We start from the raw sequence: 13,468 nt of genomic DNA, 5'->3' as shown, positions 1-13,468 counted from the left end.
CGTTCTAGCGTGGCTATTAGTCGTTCCCGAACATCTGGCGCATCATCGGGTGCATCTCCATGAGCTGCTCCTCGGCGATCTCCTCGTACAGTTTGTACGTGATGGAGACCGCAAGCAGCAGACCCGTACCGGAGACCTGGCCGATCGTGCCCAGCATGTTCGCCATGACCGCGAGCAGGCCGACGAGCGCCCCGCCGATGACGGTCACCTGCGGGATGTAACGCTCCATGACCTTCTCGACGACCTGGGGGTTCCGCCGGAACCCGGGGATCTGCATCCCGGAGTTCTGGATCTGCTTGGCGGTCGCCTCCGGACCCATCCCGGTCGTTTCGACCCAGAAGATCGCGAAGATCGCGCCGCCGATCACCATGAACGTCAGGTCGACGACGATCCGGGTCACGATCATCCACGGCTCGACGGTCGCCGGGATCTCGCCGAGGAACCACATCCACTCGGTGGGCTGTTGGATCGGGTTCACGTAGTAGAAGAACCCGGACACCGGCTGGCCCTGGTCACCGTACACCCCCAGCCACTCGGGCATCCCCGCCCACTGCGAGGAGAGGATCTGCCCGAAGAACTGGATGTTCGCCTGCAGCGCGCGAACGAGGATCATCGGTAGGACCGACGCGTAGATGAGCTTCACCGGGAACCGACCGCGAGCCCCCTTCACACGGGCGTGTGAGAGCGGTATCTCGACGCGGACCGACTCCGCGTACACGACGATCCCGAAGATGAACAGCGTCGTGAACAGCGCGAGCACGTTGCCCGGCGCGAACAGCAGCTGTTCGAGCCCGGTGGGCGTGAGCGGCGATTCGAGCGGGACCTGGCCGGTGATGATCCCGAACCAGCTCGCGAAAAAGCCCGTCTCGCCGAGCGCCGAGAAGCTGAAGAACCCGCCGACGATCTGCTGGCTCACCGCGGCGATGATGAACAGCCCGACGCCGGACCCGACGCCCCACTTGCTCACGATCTCGTCCATGAACAGGATGAGGACGCCGCCGATGAACACCTGCACGAAGATCAGCAGTTCGACGCCGAACTCGCCGATCCCGAGCGCGGCCGCGACGGCCGGGTCGGACGGAAGGAACTCGCCAGTGAACACCATCGGGGCCGCCGTCAGCGCGGTCACGATGATCACCAGCAGCTTCTGGAGGCCCTGATAAAGGACCTGGTCACGCGGGTCGTTCGTGTCGAGTCCGAGCAGGTTCGCCCCGCCGAGTAGCTGCAGCACGATGGACGCCGTCACGATCGGCCCGATGCCGACCTGCAGCAGCGACCCGTGCTCGCCGGCGAGCACCGACCGGAACTGCCCGAAGAAGTCCGTCCCCCCACCGGCCAGCAACCCGAACGGGTTGATGTTGGTGAGGAAGAAGTAGACGACCAGGATCCCGGCCGTCCACGCGAGCTTTCGCTTGAACGGGACGTGACCCGAGGGTCGCTCCACGACGGGCATCCGCGTGAGCACCGGTTCGGCGACCTCCTTCCAGCTCATGATTACGCCTCGTCAGCCTCGTCGTCTGAAGTGTCTTCTGTTTCGTCCGCGGCGGCCTCGGCCCGCTCCGAGAGGGCCGCCTCGCCGCCCGCTTCCTCGATGAGCTCGACCGCGCCGGCCGTGAACGCGTCAGCGGTGACGCGGAGCTCGCGGCGGACCTGTCCGCCGCCGAGCACCTTCACGACGTCGGCGTCGTAGCCGCCGTCGACGACGTCGCGTGCGTCGATGACGTACGCATCGCCGTCCGCCTCGGCGAGGCCGTCAGCGGCGTACAGCGCCGCGTCCTCGTCGAGCTTCTGGACCGTGACCTCGAGGACGTCCGCCTTGGACGCCTCCGGCCGTTTGAAGCCGTGCTTGCCGAGCGGTCCGTAGTTGTGGAACTCGTGTTTCGAGCGGCCCGCCGCGCCGCGACCGCCGCGGTGACCGGCACCGCGCCGGTTCTTGTGCGTACCGCCGCCGTGCGTTCGGGAGCCGCGCTGTCGACGTTTCTTGCTCATCGCATTGCCTCCAGCAGGTCGTCGATCTCCTCGGTCGTGTGTCGGCCGAGTTCGCCACCCTCGACGGTGGGGTGTTTGATGCCGTCGTGACCGCCTCGAGGCGCGTGAAGCCGCAGGGTCGGGGAGAGACCCTGCTCGCGCAGCGTCGTCTCCTCGGCGACGAGCGCCTCCGCCAGCGCCTCGAGGTCGTCGTAGTCGGTGTTGTCCGCGATCCACTCGTCGTCGACGTCGTCGGAGCCCTCGAGGGGCTCGCCGCGCCGCGCGATCGTGGCCGCGACCGCCTCGGCGCTCGGCTCGCCGAACGCGACGAGGTCGTTCACCTTGGTGATCATCCCGCGGTACGAGTCCGTCTCGGGGACGAGCGTCGCGTGGTTGACGCGGCCGACGTTCAGCATGTCGAGCGTGTCCTTCACGCCGTAGTTCACGTTGACCTCGCCGCGGAGTTGAACGATAGCCTGCATCACTCGCTCACCTCGTCGTAGTGGACCTCACGCGCGTACTGTGGCGTCCGCGACTGCGCGGCGTTCTCCAGCGCGTTGAACGTCGCCTTGCCGAGGTTCACCGTCGTCCGCGTGTTGCCGTCGGAGTTCGTCCAGGCGTCCTCGACGCCGGCGAGTTCGAGGATGTTCCGGACGGTCTCCGCGGCCGCCAGCCCGAGCCCCTGCGGGGCGGGCTTGATCTCGACCGTAACGGAGCCGGCCTTGCCGGTCGCCTTGCGCGTCAGCGAGTTGGTTCCGCCGGGCTGGTCCTCCCAGGACCCCGAGCCACGGTCGACTCTGATGATGTTCAGCTTCGCGACGCCGATCGCCTTCTGGATCGCGCCGCCGACCTGGTCGTCCCGCGCCTGTGCGAAGCCGAGGTAGCCGTCGCGGTTGCCCACGGCGACCACACAGCGGAACTTCACACGGCGGCCGGAGTCGGTCATGCGCTGGACCATGTTGATGTCCAGCACTTCGTCCTCGAGCCCCGGCAGGAGCTGGTCGACGATCTCCTCCTCCTTCAGCGGGAGGCCGGAGTCGAGCGCCTGTTCCATCGACGTGATGTCGCCGTCCTGTACTTTGCGGCCGAGTCGCGTCCGCGGCTCCCAGCCGTCGTCGTATCTACTCATGGTCCTCCTGGATCCTCGTGAGCACGTCGTCGAAGTGCTCGGGTAGGTCGCTGGCGTCGAGGTCCCCGGCGTACAGCGGCTCGTCGAGCTGCTCGGCGTACGCGGCGATGTGCTCGCCACGGGTGCGCGACCAGTCGGCCAACACGCTGTCGTTGTGGGGGATCTCGAGGCCCGCGTCGATCGCTCCTTCCTGTACTGCGAACGTCTTGTTGCCGGGCGTCGCCGTGTTGAGCCCGATGTCGAGGACGGCCTCGTCGAGGCCGGCGTCGACGGCGCGAGCGCCCGCGAGGTACCCGGTGAGGTACGCGCTGGGGAGGTTGCCCGTCGGGGCTTCCCAGCCGTACTCGCCGAGCTCCTCGCTGGAGGCGGCCGCGTGGGTCTCGTCGCCGTTGGGTCCGGGAGTGACCAGCTGCGCCCTGACGTGAGCGTTGCTCACCCGGGCGACCAGGCGAGGCTTGCCCGATTTCAGCAGGCGCAACCTCTGGTGGTAGTCGGTCCGGACCTCGCGGCGGCGACGCATCGGCACTTTGTATCGTGGTCCTGTCGCCATTAGTTCGTCACCTCGTATCCGTACTGCGTCCGGATGTACGCCTCGAGACGGGCGACGTCGTCGAACTCGCCACCGCTCGCCTTGTTGTACAGCTCGCGGTACTCCGACGAGTCGAGCACGTCCTGCTCGTCTCTGAGCTCCTTCAGACGGGCCCGCTGTGCGCGGATCCGCGCCTTCCAGTCGTCCTTCGTGTTCTGTCGCGCGCCGGCTTTCCCCTTCCGGGTGCCGGCCCCGCTCTTGTGACCGTACGAGCGCTTCTCGGCGCGCTCGCGGGCACGACCGCGGGAGTTCGTCTTCGCGTCCTTCGCGCGGATCGTCCCCTGGTCGATGAGCTCGCGGACGTCCTCTCGGGTGATCGCGTCCTCGATCTCCGCTTCGGCCTCGGGGTCGAGCCACACGCGGCCCTTCCCGACGTCGAGTTCGTCAGCGGCGAGCCGCTTCTGGGCTTTCAGATCACTCATCGTCGACCTCCACTTCGACGTAGGTCGGGTTCAGCACGCGGATCTCGCGCTCCTCCGCCTCGTCCTCGATCAGTTCGCGCTTGCGCGCGCCGACGGAGCCCGCGATGCGGACCGCCTGCGCGTCGCCGTCGACGCCCTCGAGGTCGTCCGTGTTGTGCACGTGGACCTCCTCGAAGCCGCTCGGGTGCAGGTCACGCGACGCCGTCGGCGAGCGGAAGCCCGCCTCGACGACGGGGCCCTTGCCCTTCATACGGCGGCGCTGCTTCGACAGCCCGCCGCGCGGCTTCCGCCACGACGTCGGGATGCGCTTCTTCTTGTGGTAGTCCTGCCGGTTGAACTGCGGTTTCCCCTCGCGGTGCTTCTGTGCGAGCGCGCGAGCGGTTCCGTCGTCCAGCGCCGGCGTCTTGTCGGCGTGACCGCGGGGTCGAAGCTCGGTCTCGACGTCCTCGTCGGCGTCGGCCTCGTCGGCCTCCTCCTCCTCGTCCGTCTCGTCTTCGATCTCCGCGTCCGCCTCCTCGTCGACCTCCAGACCGCCGACGTCGGCTTTGATACGCGCAGCGAGCGCGTTCCCGACGCCGTCGACCTCCGAGAGCTCCGACTGAGAGGCGGCCTTCACGTCCTCGACCGTCTCGTAGCCGGCCGCACGAAGGGCGTCCGCCTTCGATGGACCGACGCCGCTGATGTCTTCGAGTTCTTCGGCCATGGGTTAGGCACCTCCGGTGGGCTTCTCGACGATGTACACGCCGTCCTGGAAGACGCGCGTGTCCTTGTCGGTCACCTTCGTCAGCTGTTCGATGTCGGCGGCGGTCTGGCCGACGGCCTCCTTGTCGGAGCCCGTCAGCGTCACCGTCTCACCGTCTACCTGTACCTCTGTGTCTCCCCGGATCGGGGTGCGGCGCGCGGCCTTCTCCCCGAGGAAGTTCTCGATGACGACCTCGTCGCCCTCCACGGTCACCTGCATCGGGAAGTGGGCGTAGTACACTTCCATCGTGTACTCCCATCCCTCGGTGACGCCGTGGAGTATGTTGGCGACGTGGCTCTCGAACGTTCCGATCGTCGCGTTCGTCTTCGCGTCCTCGTTCGCGGACTCGATGACGACCGCGCCGTCCTCGACCGTGACGTCGACGTCGGGGTACCAGAGGCGTCGCGTGACGCTCCCGTTGGGACCCTCGACGACGATGTCGAGGTGGTCGATCGTGGCGGAGACGTCGTCCGGGATCTCGATTTCGACTCTGTTCATATTAGTAGACGTATGCGATCACCTGGCCACCGATGCCCTCCTCGCGGGCCTCGTAGTGGCTCATGACGCCGTGGCTGGTCGTGACGACGAGCGTCCCGTAGTCACGGGCGGGGAGGTATCGCTTCTCCCATTTCTCGAACTCGTCAGCGCCCACCGAGTAGCGGGGCTTGACGGCGCCACATTCGTTGATCGCGCCTTTCAGTTCGACCTCGAATCTCCCGGCTTTCCCGTCGTCGACGAACTCGAAGCCGTCGACGTACCCGCGGTCGTAGAAGACCTCGAGGACGGAGCCGATGATGTTGGAGGCGGGCTCTACCGTAAACGACAGGTGGCCAACGCCCTCGGCATTGTCCATGCCGGCGAGCGCGTTGGCGAAGGGGTCGTTTCCTGCCATGATTAGCTGTACTTTTCGAATCCCATGTCTCGAGCGACCTCGCGGAAACACTGTCGGCAGAGGTTGATGTCGTACTTCCCGACGAGCCCCTGCTTGCGCTCACAGCGCCGGCACTCGTTCTGCTGGCCGGTGCGTTTCGCGGCGTGTTCGCCCGTCTCTTCGTTTGCTTCGCTCATTCCGTTACCTCCACGTCGAAGTTCGCTTCGAGGAACGCGGCCGCGTCCTCGACCGTCATCCGGTGGCTCGCCGGGATCGACTGGGTGCCCTTGTCGCGCTTGGCGACGCGGTACCCCGGCCGGACGATCGCCATCGTCACGTCGAGCCCGTAGATGCCGATGTTCGGGTCGTACTCCTGGCTCGGGAAGTCGGTGTGGTCGTCGACCCCGAAGCTCAGGTTCCCCGTGTCGTCGAACTGGCGCTCGGAGATCTCGACCAGTTCGAAGGCGGTTCGGAGGAACTCGTGTGCGTCCTCCCCGCGGATCGTTACCTTGACGCCGATCGGGTCGCCCTTGCGGATCCCGAACTCGGCGATCGTTCGCTTCGCGGTCGTCCGGACGGACTGCTGTCCGGTGACCGCTTCGATGATCTCCTCGGCGTCCGCGAGCGGCTCACCGCCCTGGCCGACGCCCATGTGGACGACGACCTTCTCGATGGACGGCTCGCGCATCTCGTGGCTCGCGCTCTCGGATTCACTCATCCGAATCACCCGCCTCGTCGGCGTCGTCCGAGTCGTCGGTGAAGTTCTCGTCGATGACGACGACGTACTCCTCGACGGTCTCGTAGGCGTCGTCGCCGTCGGCAACGACGACGCTGTTCGCGCCCGAGCCGAGGGTGACGTCGATCTCGTCGATCACGCCGATGCGACCGGCGTGCTGGCCGGCGACGGCGGTGACGAGCGCGCCCTCCTCGTACTCGAAGTGGGCGACGATCTCCTTCGACTCGTTGTCGATGACGAGCGAGTCCTTCGTGTCGTAGTCCGTGTCGGCGTCGACGCGGACGTTCGTCCCGTCGTGGAGCGTCAGCTGGACCTCCCCGCCGGGAACGACGGACTTGTTCATGACCTTGCCGAGTCGACCGTCCGCGGCGTCCTCGTCGATGGGCGTCAGCGTGAGCCGACCGCCCTCGTCGGGGAAGACGCGGAAGAACTCCCCGCGCTCGGGGAACGCCAGGATGTCGAACATCCCGATCGGACGCTGCTCGTCCGAGATCGCGTCGCCGTTCACGAGGATCGAGTCGTTGTTCAGCGCGTAGCGCGCTTCCTTCTTCGAGTCGACGTAGCCGAGCACGTCCCGCAGCAGGACGACCAACGGCACGCCGGCCTCGCCGTGCGGGCCGGCTCCGGCCTTCACGGTGAAGGTGGCCGTCTTTCGCTCGACCGGCCAGGACTTCGGTACTGCCAGTCGTTTCTGATGTCGCGTCATTCGTTGTCCTCCTGGAGCCGCGCCTCGCGGCGCTCGTCTTCGAGGTCCAGATCGGTCACGCGGACGTTACTCGCCGGGAGCGGCCGGGGAACCTCCTCCCCGTCCGCCTTCTCGACGGTGACGTCCTCGACCGTGATACGCTCCGAGGAGAGGTCCACGGCGACGACTTCGCCTTCCGTTCCGGCGTGGTCGCCGCGGAGCACCTCGACGGTGTCGCCCGCGTTGACGCGGACGTTCCGACGGCCGTACTCCTCGCGGAGTTCGTCCGTGAGCGTGGCTCGGACCTGGTTCTGCCGCTGGTGGAGCGGCGCGGTCCCCGACTGCTTTCGTTGTTTGCGTGGCTGTTTCGTCATGATCAGACGATCATCGTCGCGGTGGACGCGATGCTCCCGTATCGTTCGGCGACCTCGCGGGCGATGGGGCCCTTGATCTCCGTGCCCCGTGGCTCGTCGAGGTCGTCGATGATCACGGCCGCGTTGTCCTCGAAGCGGACGCGCGTGCCGTCCGGGCGGCGGATCGACTTGCGCTGGCGGACGACGACCGCCTCCAGCACCTGTCGCCGCATCTCCGGCGTCCCTTTGGTGACCGAGACGGTCACCTTGTCGCCGATACCGGCCTTCGGGTGGCGGTTCTTCGTGCCGGAGTAGCCGGCGACGGAGATCACCTTCAGCTCACGCGCGCCGGTGTTGTCGGCGCACGTGATCAGCGAGCCCTTCGAGAGCCCCTGCGTGACGTCGGCCTTGAGCGCCTCCATCACTGATCACCCGAGAGGTTCTCGACGACGACGTGGGACTTCGTCTTCGAGAGCGGTCGTGTTTCCGCGATCTTCACTTCGTCACCGACTTCGAGCGAGTCGAGCACGCCCGGCACGTGGGCCGGGATGCGCGAACGACGCTTCATGTACCGATCGTATTTCGGTACGAAGACGTCGTATTCCCGCTCGACGATGACGGTCTTTTCCATATCCGTCGACACGACCGTTCCCTCACGGGTCTGGCCGCGGACGGAGAGCTGCCCGTAGAACGGGCATTTCTCGTAGTCGTAATCCTCCGGGTTGTCTGGCTCCGGAGGCGTGGGTACGTCGATTCCTATCGCCATTGTGTGACACCTCGTTCGGTGCGTTCGGCGGGTCGATGCCGCAACCGCATGCCATCCACCGTTACGTAGACCACGTCTTTGCACTCGCCTGACCGGCTCGCCGCGTCGGCGTCGGAGACGCCGGGCGCGGACGGGCCGGACTGACGGGGGCGTACCCCCGTAGTATCCGACCCGAGTTGGGACGTGGACCCCGACGACTGGCCGTCGTCGGCGGCTTCATCTGTGCGGACGGTTGCGTCATCGACGACCGCGAACTCGAACGTCGTGCCCGACTTGGGCACGCGTTTGTCCCCCGAGCTCGTTCGCACCACGACGGTGTGGTACGTCTCGGACAGCACGCGACCGGCGATCCCGACGTGGGCATCGCTGTCGGCGTCGGCCACCCGAACCGGGAGGCCGACGAGTTCGTGCCGCGTGAGCGTCTCGGGGGTTATCATCTTATTCGTCGTCGAAGTCGCCTTCTTCGCGCTGGATCGTCTTGATCCGCGCGATCGTCTTCTTCAGCTCGTTCATGCGCCCGGGACTCTCGGGCATCCCACCGGCGGCCTGCTGTGCCTTGGTGTTGAGCAGCTCGGTTTCGAGCTCCTCCAGTTCGACCTCCCGCTCCGCGGCGGTCATGTCCCGGATCTCTTCGGTGTAGAGGATCGCCATGTGTTACTCCTCCGTCTCCTCGTCTGCCGCTTCCATCTCCGCCACGAGGTCGGCGGCTTCCGATTCGATCTCCTCGTCGAGGTCGTCGAGCGGCTCCTCGTCGGCGTCGTCGTCGACGTCGCCCGTCTCGACGGGCTCCTCGACGGGCTCCTCGTCGGGAGCCTCCTCGATGACCTCTTCGACGATCTCCTCGTCGATGACGTCGGCGGGGTCCTCGTCGGGGACGTCGACGTCGTCGTCGTCGGCCTCGGGGACCTCCTCGGGCTCCTCCTCGAGGAGGGACTCGACGCCCTCGTCCTCGGCGGCCTGTTCGACCTGCGGGACCTCGGCGTCCTCGCGGACGTCGAAGTCGTCGGGGAGCTTCGCTCCCGGCGGGATGATCTTCACGGTGACGCCGATCGTCCCGAGCTTCATCACGGCGACGCCCTGACCCTCGTCGACGACGGTCTTGGCGGGTTCGCCGTTGTGTTTGATGTAGCCGCGGTTGAACTTCTCGATGCGCGAGCGCGCACCGGTGACCTTCCCGGAGAGGACGATCTCCGCGCCCAGTGCGCCGGAGTCCATGATCCGATCGATCGTGGTGTGGCCGGCCTTCCGGAAGTACCAGCCGCGTTCGAGCGCGTTCGCGAGACGGTCCGCGACGATCTGGGCGTTCAGGTCGGGCTCGTCGACCTCCTGAACGTCGATCTGCGGGTCGTCCATGTCGAACCGGTCCTCCAGCTCGGCGGTGATCTTGCGGATGTTCTTCCCGCCCTTGCCGATGACCATGCCGGGCTTTTCCGCCTTCAGGACGATCTGCGTCCCCATCGGCGTCTTGGCGACGTCCATGCCGCCGTAGCCGGCGCGACCGAGCTCCGTCTCGAAGAACTCGTTGATCTGCGAGCGGCGAAGCCCGTTCTCGATGAATTCGTGTTCGTCAGCCATTATTCGGATACCTCCGGGTCCTCGATGATGAGTTCGACGTCAGCGAGCGTGGTGTTCCACTGGGTCGCCCCCGCGGCGCGCGGGTTCCGTCCCGGCCGTTCACCGACCTTGTGGGGGGCGACGTGTTTGATAACCATCTCGTCGCCGTCGAACCCCTGCTCGATCGCGTTGTTCTTCACGTTCTCCAGGAGCTTGAGGAAGTCCTTGGCGGCCTTCTCGGGGTAACGCCCGGCGTCCCAGCCGTCGATGTCCGAACGGTGGCCCGCGCCGGCGTTGTGCTGGCGCATGGGGACCGACCGTTCCTTCTCGATGACGGCCTGGAGGAACGCCTCGGCGTCGGCGACGGTTTCGCCTTTGATCTCCCGGGAGATCTCCTTGCTGTCCTTCACGCTGATGGGCCGGTCGCGGAGCATCCCCTTGGCGGTGGTGTCCGGGTCGGCCTCGACGCTGTAGTTGATTCCCATGGGTTACTTGAGGGGCACGAACTTCGAGGACCGGGTCGCGCCGATGCCGGCCTGGCCGTGCTGGACGGTGCTTCGGGTGAGGTGGAACTCGCCGAGGTAATGACCGATCATCTCGGGTTCGACCTTCACGCGCTCGAAGCTGTGTCCGTTGTACACGGCGAAAGTGAGGCCGACGAACTCCGGCAGGATCGGCATGTCGCGCAGATGCGTCCGGATCGGTTCGTTCGTCGTCTCCTCCTCGTCGCGGTTCCGGGCCTTCTCGAGCAGCTTGCGCTGTTCGGTGCCCAGCCCTCGCGTCATGGTTCGCCGCTGGCGTGCGGGCAGCAGTGCCACGACCTCTTCTTCGTCCATCTCCTGCAGCTCGTCGAGCGAGTGACCGCGGTAGGCGAACTCCTTGCCCTCACGGCCGGTGCGGTATTCGGAACTCATTTGTTGCCACCTCGTCCGGTGCGCTTGGATGCGATGTCACCGACCTTCCGTCCCGGCGGGGCGTCCCGCGAGACCGACTTCGGCTGGCCGGGGTGTTGACGACCACCGCCACCGAAGGGGTGGTCGACGGCGTTCATCGCGACGCCGCGGACGCGCGGGTACTTCGTCCCGCGCGATCTCATCTTGTGGTACTTGTTGCCGGCCTTGACGAACGGCTTCTCCGTTCGGCCGCCGCCGGCGACCACGCCGATCGTGGCGCGGCACTGCGGGTCGAGCCGCTTGACTTCCCCGCTGGGAAGCTGAACGACCGCGACGTCGCGGTCGTGGGTGAGAAGCGTCGCAGACACGCCGGAGGCGCGCGCGAACTTCCCGCCGTCACCGCGGTTGCTCTCGACGTTACAGACCGGCACACCCTCGGGGATCTCCGCCAGCGGGAGCGTGTTCCCGGGCTTGATCTCCGCGGAGACGCCGACCTGAATCGTGTCGCCCACGCGCACGCCTTCCGGCGCGAGCACGAGCCGACGGTCGTCGTCCTCGAACTCGATCTCCGCGAGCGGAGCCGAGCGGGCGGGGTCGTGTTCGATCCCGACGATCTCGCCGGAGATCGTGTCCACGTCTTCGAGCTTCTTGTGCGACAGTTCCGCCTTGTAACGGTGGGAGGGGGCCCGGAACGTCGAGCCGCCGCGTCCACGCCGTTGTCCTTGAATTCGTCGTCCCATCTCAGAACACCCCGATGCGTGACGCGATCTCCGTCGCGTCGTCGTCCTCGGAGAGCGTGACGGTCGCCTTCTTCTTGCCCTTCGAGGTCACCTGCGTGTTCACGCTCGTGACGGCGACGTCGTACCGGGTCTCCACCTCGTCGCGGATCTCCGGTTTCGTCGCGTCCACGTCGACGATGAACAGCAGCTTGTTCTTGAAGTCCATCTCGTTCATGGCCTGCTCGGTGACGAGCGGATGCTCGATGAGCGAGCTCATCGGTCGGCCACCTCCTCGAGGGCGCTCTCGGTCCACAGCGTCAGTCGACCCGGGTGTGCGCCCGGCGCGAGGTCCTCGGCGTTGACCTCGCTCGCGGTCGCGACGTCGACGCCCGCGAGGTTGCGGGCGGCGCGGGACGTGGAGTCGCTGGTGACGACGAGCACGGACTTCGGCTGGCTGTACTTGCGGCCGCGGGCCTTACCCTGGCCCGCTCGGACGGAGCGACCCTCCTCGGCGCGGGTGACGTCGTCGGCGACGCCGAGCGCGTCGAGCACGGCGAGTGCCTCCTGGGTCTTCACGAGGTCCTCGAACTCGTCGGAGACGACGAGCGGGAGCTCGAGGTCCGAATCGAACGCGTGACCGCGCTCGGCGACGAGCTCGGTGTCGGCGGTGGCCGCGATGGCCGACCGGGTGGCGAGCTGGCGCTCCTTGTCGTTCAGTTTCTTCGTCTGGTCCTTCTCGGCCTTCGGCGGGTGTGCGCGGCGACCCGACACCGCGTGCGGGACGCGGCGGGCGACGTTCTCGGAACGCGGAACGTGAGCGAGCCCGCGGCCGGAGCCGAACGACTCCGCAGGGGTTCGCAGCCCGGCGAACTCGTCGGCACCGTAGGCCTGTTTCCGGTTGGCCTGTGCGGCGGTGACCGCCCGAGCGATGAGGTCCGGTCGGAACGCGGTCTCGAAGACGGCAGGCAGCTCGACGCTGCCCGCGTCCCCGCCGTCCAGGTCGTGTACTGTGATGTTCATTGGTTATCCCTGGTTGGATGCGGTGGATACGTACCGGACCTCGGGGTCGAGGCGCGGCTGGTCGTTCGGCCGGATCGCCGGGCGGAACCGAAGCAGGCGCTTGTTCGGTCCCGGCAGCGAGCCCTTGATCAGCGCGTAGTCGCCGTCGACCTCGCCGTAGTTGACGAAGCCGCCGTCGACGCTCGCGTCGTCGCCCTCACCGAAGTCGATGAGGCGCTTGTTGAGCTCGGTGCGCTGGTGGTAGCCGGTCTGTCCCTGCTGGGGGACGGTGGAGCGAACGCGGGACGGGTTCCACGGACCGAGGTTGCCGATCCGACGCCGCCATCCCTGGCGGGCGTGTTTGCCCTTCCGCTTCTGGACGCCCCATCGCTTGACGGGACCCTGCGTCCCCTTCCCCTTCGTGACGCCCGAAACGTCGGCGTACTGGCCGGCGCGGAAGACGTCGCCGAACTCGTGGGCACCGCCCTCCGAAACGAGGTCGAGCGCGAAGTCGGCGCGCTCCTCGAGGGAGCCGCCGCCGACGCGGGTCTCCATGACGTCGGGTTCCTTCTTCGGGACGTTCGCGAGCTCCGAGGGCGCGGTGTGCGTGATGACGCGGAGGTCGTCGACGACCCCGTCCTCGAGCAGCTCGTGGAGCTCCTCGGCGTTTTCCTCGAAGGTGTCCTCCGCCGGGAGGTCGAGGGCACGGTCGAGCTCCTCGTGGAACTCGCTTCCCCAGACCTCAGCGACCGGCTTCTGTCCGTACGGCGTCTGTTCGTAGGCGCGCAGGGCGACCGCGTACATCGGCGGCGTCTCCACCACCGTGACGGGGACGGACTCTTCCATCCCCTCACGCGGCGAGTTGGCCTCGTCGTTGACCATCACGACGTGGGTCATTCCGGCCTTGTAGCCGGCGAAACCCTGCAGTGCGGGCGCACCGTCGTCGTCTGGCCACGAACGGATCCGCGGCACCTCGCTCTCGGCGCGGGTGCGCGGGCCGTAGCCCAGCGAGCCTTTTCGTGGTCGGCTTGGTTGTGGCATG

At 67.0% G+C, this 13,468-nt stretch carries 24 protein-coding genes; all 24 read right to left on the bottom strand.

All coding sequences use genetic code 11. The annotated features are described in order from the left end of the window. Positions 1–16: 16 nt before the first annotated feature. From secY to GRS48_RS02820, 24 genes are read right to left on the bottom strand one after another with little or no spacing between them, the layout of a single operon-like run. On the bottom strand, positions 17–1,492 hold the full coding sequence (gene secY, locus GRS48_RS02935; RefSeq protein WP_159483421.1) for a preprotein translocase subunit SecY: 1,476 nt from the start codon (positions 1,490–1,492) through the stop codon (positions 17–19). Between the two features lie 2 nt (positions 1,493–1,494). Further along, positions 1,495–1,989, bottom strand: a complete 495-nt coding sequence (locus GRS48_RS02930) for an uL15m family ribosomal protein (protein WP_159483420.1) — start codon at positions 1,987–1,989, stop codon at positions 1,495–1,497. Next, positions 1,986–2,450, bottom strand: a complete 465-nt coding sequence (locus GRS48_RS02925) for a 50S ribosomal protein L30 (RefSeq protein ID WP_159483419.1) — start codon at positions 2,448–2,450, stop codon at positions 1,986–1,988. Before GRS48_RS02925 ends, GRS48_RS02930 begins: the two co-directional genes overlap by 4 nt. Further along, positions 2,450–3,097 (bottom strand): 30S ribosomal protein S5, encoded by a 648-nt coding sequence (locus GRS48_RS02920; RefSeq protein ID WP_159483418.1) that lies wholly within the window; start codon positions 3,095–3,097, stop codon positions 2,450–2,452. The genes GRS48_RS02925 and GRS48_RS02920 overlap by 1 nt, the downstream gene beginning before the upstream one ends. Further along, positions 3,090–3,647 (bottom strand): 50S ribosomal protein L18, encoded by a 558-nt coding sequence (locus GRS48_RS02915; RefSeq protein ID WP_159483417.1) that lies wholly within the window; start codon positions 3,645–3,647, stop codon positions 3,090–3,092. Before GRS48_RS02915 ends, GRS48_RS02920 begins: the two co-directional genes overlap by 8 nt. Continuing rightward, positions 3,647–4,108, bottom strand: coding sequence for a 50S ribosomal protein L19e (locus GRS48_RS02910; RefSeq protein ID WP_159483416.1), 462 nt, complete (start codon positions 4,106–4,108; stop codon positions 3,647–3,649). Before GRS48_RS02910 ends, GRS48_RS02915 begins: the two co-directional genes overlap by 1 nt. After that, on the bottom strand, positions 4,101–4,811 hold the full coding sequence (locus GRS48_RS02905; protein ID WP_159483415.1) for a 50S ribosomal protein L32e: 711 nt from the start codon (positions 4,809–4,811) through the stop codon (positions 4,101–4,103). The genes GRS48_RS02910 and GRS48_RS02905 overlap by 8 nt, the downstream gene beginning before the upstream one ends. 3 nt (positions 4,812–4,814) lie before the next feature. Continuing rightward, on the bottom strand, positions 4,815–5,348 hold the full coding sequence (locus tag GRS48_RS02900; RefSeq protein ID WP_159483414.1) for a 50S ribosomal protein L6: 534 nt from the start codon (positions 5,346–5,348) through the stop codon (positions 4,815–4,817). A 1-nt stretch (position 5,349) separates the two neighbouring features. Continuing rightward, on the bottom strand, positions 5,350–5,742 hold the full coding sequence (locus tag GRS48_RS02895; protein ID WP_159483413.1) for a 30S ribosomal protein S8: 393 nt from the start codon (positions 5,740–5,742) through the stop codon (positions 5,350–5,352). Between the two features lie 2 nt (positions 5,743–5,744). Then, positions 5,745–5,918, bottom strand: a complete 174-nt coding sequence (locus tag GRS48_RS02890; protein ID WP_159483412.1) for a 30S ribosomal protein S14 — start codon at positions 5,916–5,918, stop codon at positions 5,745–5,747. Then, entirely contained in the window at positions 5,915–6,439 is a 525-nt protein-coding gene (locus GRS48_RS02885; protein ID WP_159483411.1) for a 50S ribosomal protein L5, read from the bottom strand. Before GRS48_RS02885 ends, GRS48_RS02890 begins: the two co-directional genes overlap by 4 nt. Next, entirely contained in the window at positions 6,432–7,163 is a 732-nt protein-coding gene (locus GRS48_RS02880; protein WP_159483410.1) for a 30S ribosomal protein S4e, read from the bottom strand. The genes GRS48_RS02885 and GRS48_RS02880 overlap by 8 nt, the downstream gene beginning before the upstream one ends. Continuing rightward, the gene (rplX, locus tag GRS48_RS02875) at positions 7,160–7,516 is read right to left on the bottom strand and encodes a 50S ribosomal protein L24 (RefSeq protein WP_159483409.1); all 357 of its coding nucleotides are present in this window, start codon (positions 7,514–7,516) and stop codon (positions 7,160–7,162) included. Before rplX ends, GRS48_RS02880 begins: the two co-directional genes overlap by 4 nt. A 2-nt stretch (positions 7,517–7,518) precedes the next feature. Continuing rightward, positions 7,519–7,917, bottom strand: a complete 399-nt coding sequence (locus tag GRS48_RS02870; RefSeq protein WP_159483408.1) for a 50S ribosomal protein L14 — start codon at positions 7,915–7,917, stop codon at positions 7,519–7,521. Next, positions 7,917–8,261 carry a 30S ribosomal protein S17 gene (locus GRS48_RS02865; RefSeq protein ID WP_008001361.1) on the bottom strand — a complete coding sequence of 115 codons (345 nt, stop codon included), beginning with the start codon at positions 8,259–8,261 and terminating at the stop codon, positions 7,917–7,919. The genes GRS48_RS02870 and GRS48_RS02865 overlap by 1 nt, the downstream gene beginning before the upstream one ends. Continuing rightward, positions 8,252–8,698: a ribonuclease P protein component 1 gene (locus GRS48_RS02860; protein WP_159483407.1), complete on the bottom strand. Its 447-nt coding sequence runs from the start codon at positions 8,696–8,698 to the stop codon at positions 8,252–8,254. The genes GRS48_RS02865 and GRS48_RS02860 overlap by 10 nt, the downstream gene beginning before the upstream one ends. A gap of 1 nt (position 8,699) precedes the next feature. After that, a complete protein-coding gene (gene rpmC / locus GRS48_RS02855) occupies positions 8,700–8,912 on the bottom strand; it encodes a 50S ribosomal protein L29 (RefSeq protein ID WP_159483406.1) in 213 nt (70 codons plus the stop codon). 3 nt (positions 8,913–8,915) lie between these two features. Beyond that, positions 8,916–9,836: a 30S ribosomal protein S3 gene (locus GRS48_RS02850; protein WP_159483405.1), complete on the bottom strand. Its 921-nt coding sequence runs from the start codon at positions 9,834–9,836 to the stop codon at positions 8,916–8,918. Continuing rightward, positions 9,836–10,300 (bottom strand): 50S ribosomal protein L22, encoded by a 465-nt coding sequence (locus GRS48_RS02845; RefSeq protein ID WP_159483404.1) that lies wholly within the window; start codon positions 10,298–10,300, stop codon positions 9,836–9,838. Before GRS48_RS02845 ends, GRS48_RS02850 begins: the two co-directional genes overlap by 1 nt. Before the next feature lie 3 nt (positions 10,301–10,303). Next, complete coding sequence (locus tag GRS48_RS02840; RefSeq protein ID WP_159483403.1) at positions 10,304–10,729, bottom strand: 30S ribosomal protein S19; 426 nt, start codon at positions 10,727–10,729, stop codon at positions 10,304–10,306. Further along, complete coding sequence (locus GRS48_RS02835; protein ID WP_159483402.1) at positions 10,726–11,448, bottom strand: 50S ribosomal protein L2; 723 nt, start codon at positions 11,446–11,448, stop codon at positions 10,726–10,728. Before GRS48_RS02835 ends, GRS48_RS02840 begins: the two co-directional genes overlap by 4 nt. Position 11,449: 1 nt before the next feature. Beyond that, on the bottom strand, positions 11,450–11,704 hold the full coding sequence (locus tag GRS48_RS02830; RefSeq protein ID WP_159483401.1) for a 50S ribosomal protein L23: 255 nt from the start codon (positions 11,702–11,704) through the stop codon (positions 11,450–11,452). Further along, positions 11,701–12,447, bottom strand: a complete 747-nt coding sequence (rpl4p, locus tag GRS48_RS02825) for a 50S ribosomal protein L4 (protein WP_159483400.1) — start codon at positions 12,445–12,447, stop codon at positions 11,701–11,703. The genes GRS48_RS02830 and rpl4p overlap by 4 nt, the downstream gene beginning before the upstream one ends. 3 nt (positions 12,448–12,450) lie before the next feature. Then, positions 12,451–13,467 (bottom strand): 50S ribosomal protein L3, encoded by a 1,017-nt coding sequence (locus GRS48_RS02820; RefSeq protein WP_159483399.1) that lies wholly within the window; start codon positions 13,465–13,467, stop codon positions 12,451–12,453. Between the last annotated feature and the right edge of the window lies 1 nt (position 13,468).

The sequence above is a fragment of the Halorubrum sp. JWXQ-INN 858 genome (assembly GCF_009806985.1).
Classification (GTDB): domain Archaea; phylum Halobacteriota; class Halobacteria; order Halobacteriales; family Haloferacaceae; genus Halorubrum.
Note: the sequence above shows the minus strand (reverse complement) of the source record. Positions and strands in the feature narration are given on the sequence as shown.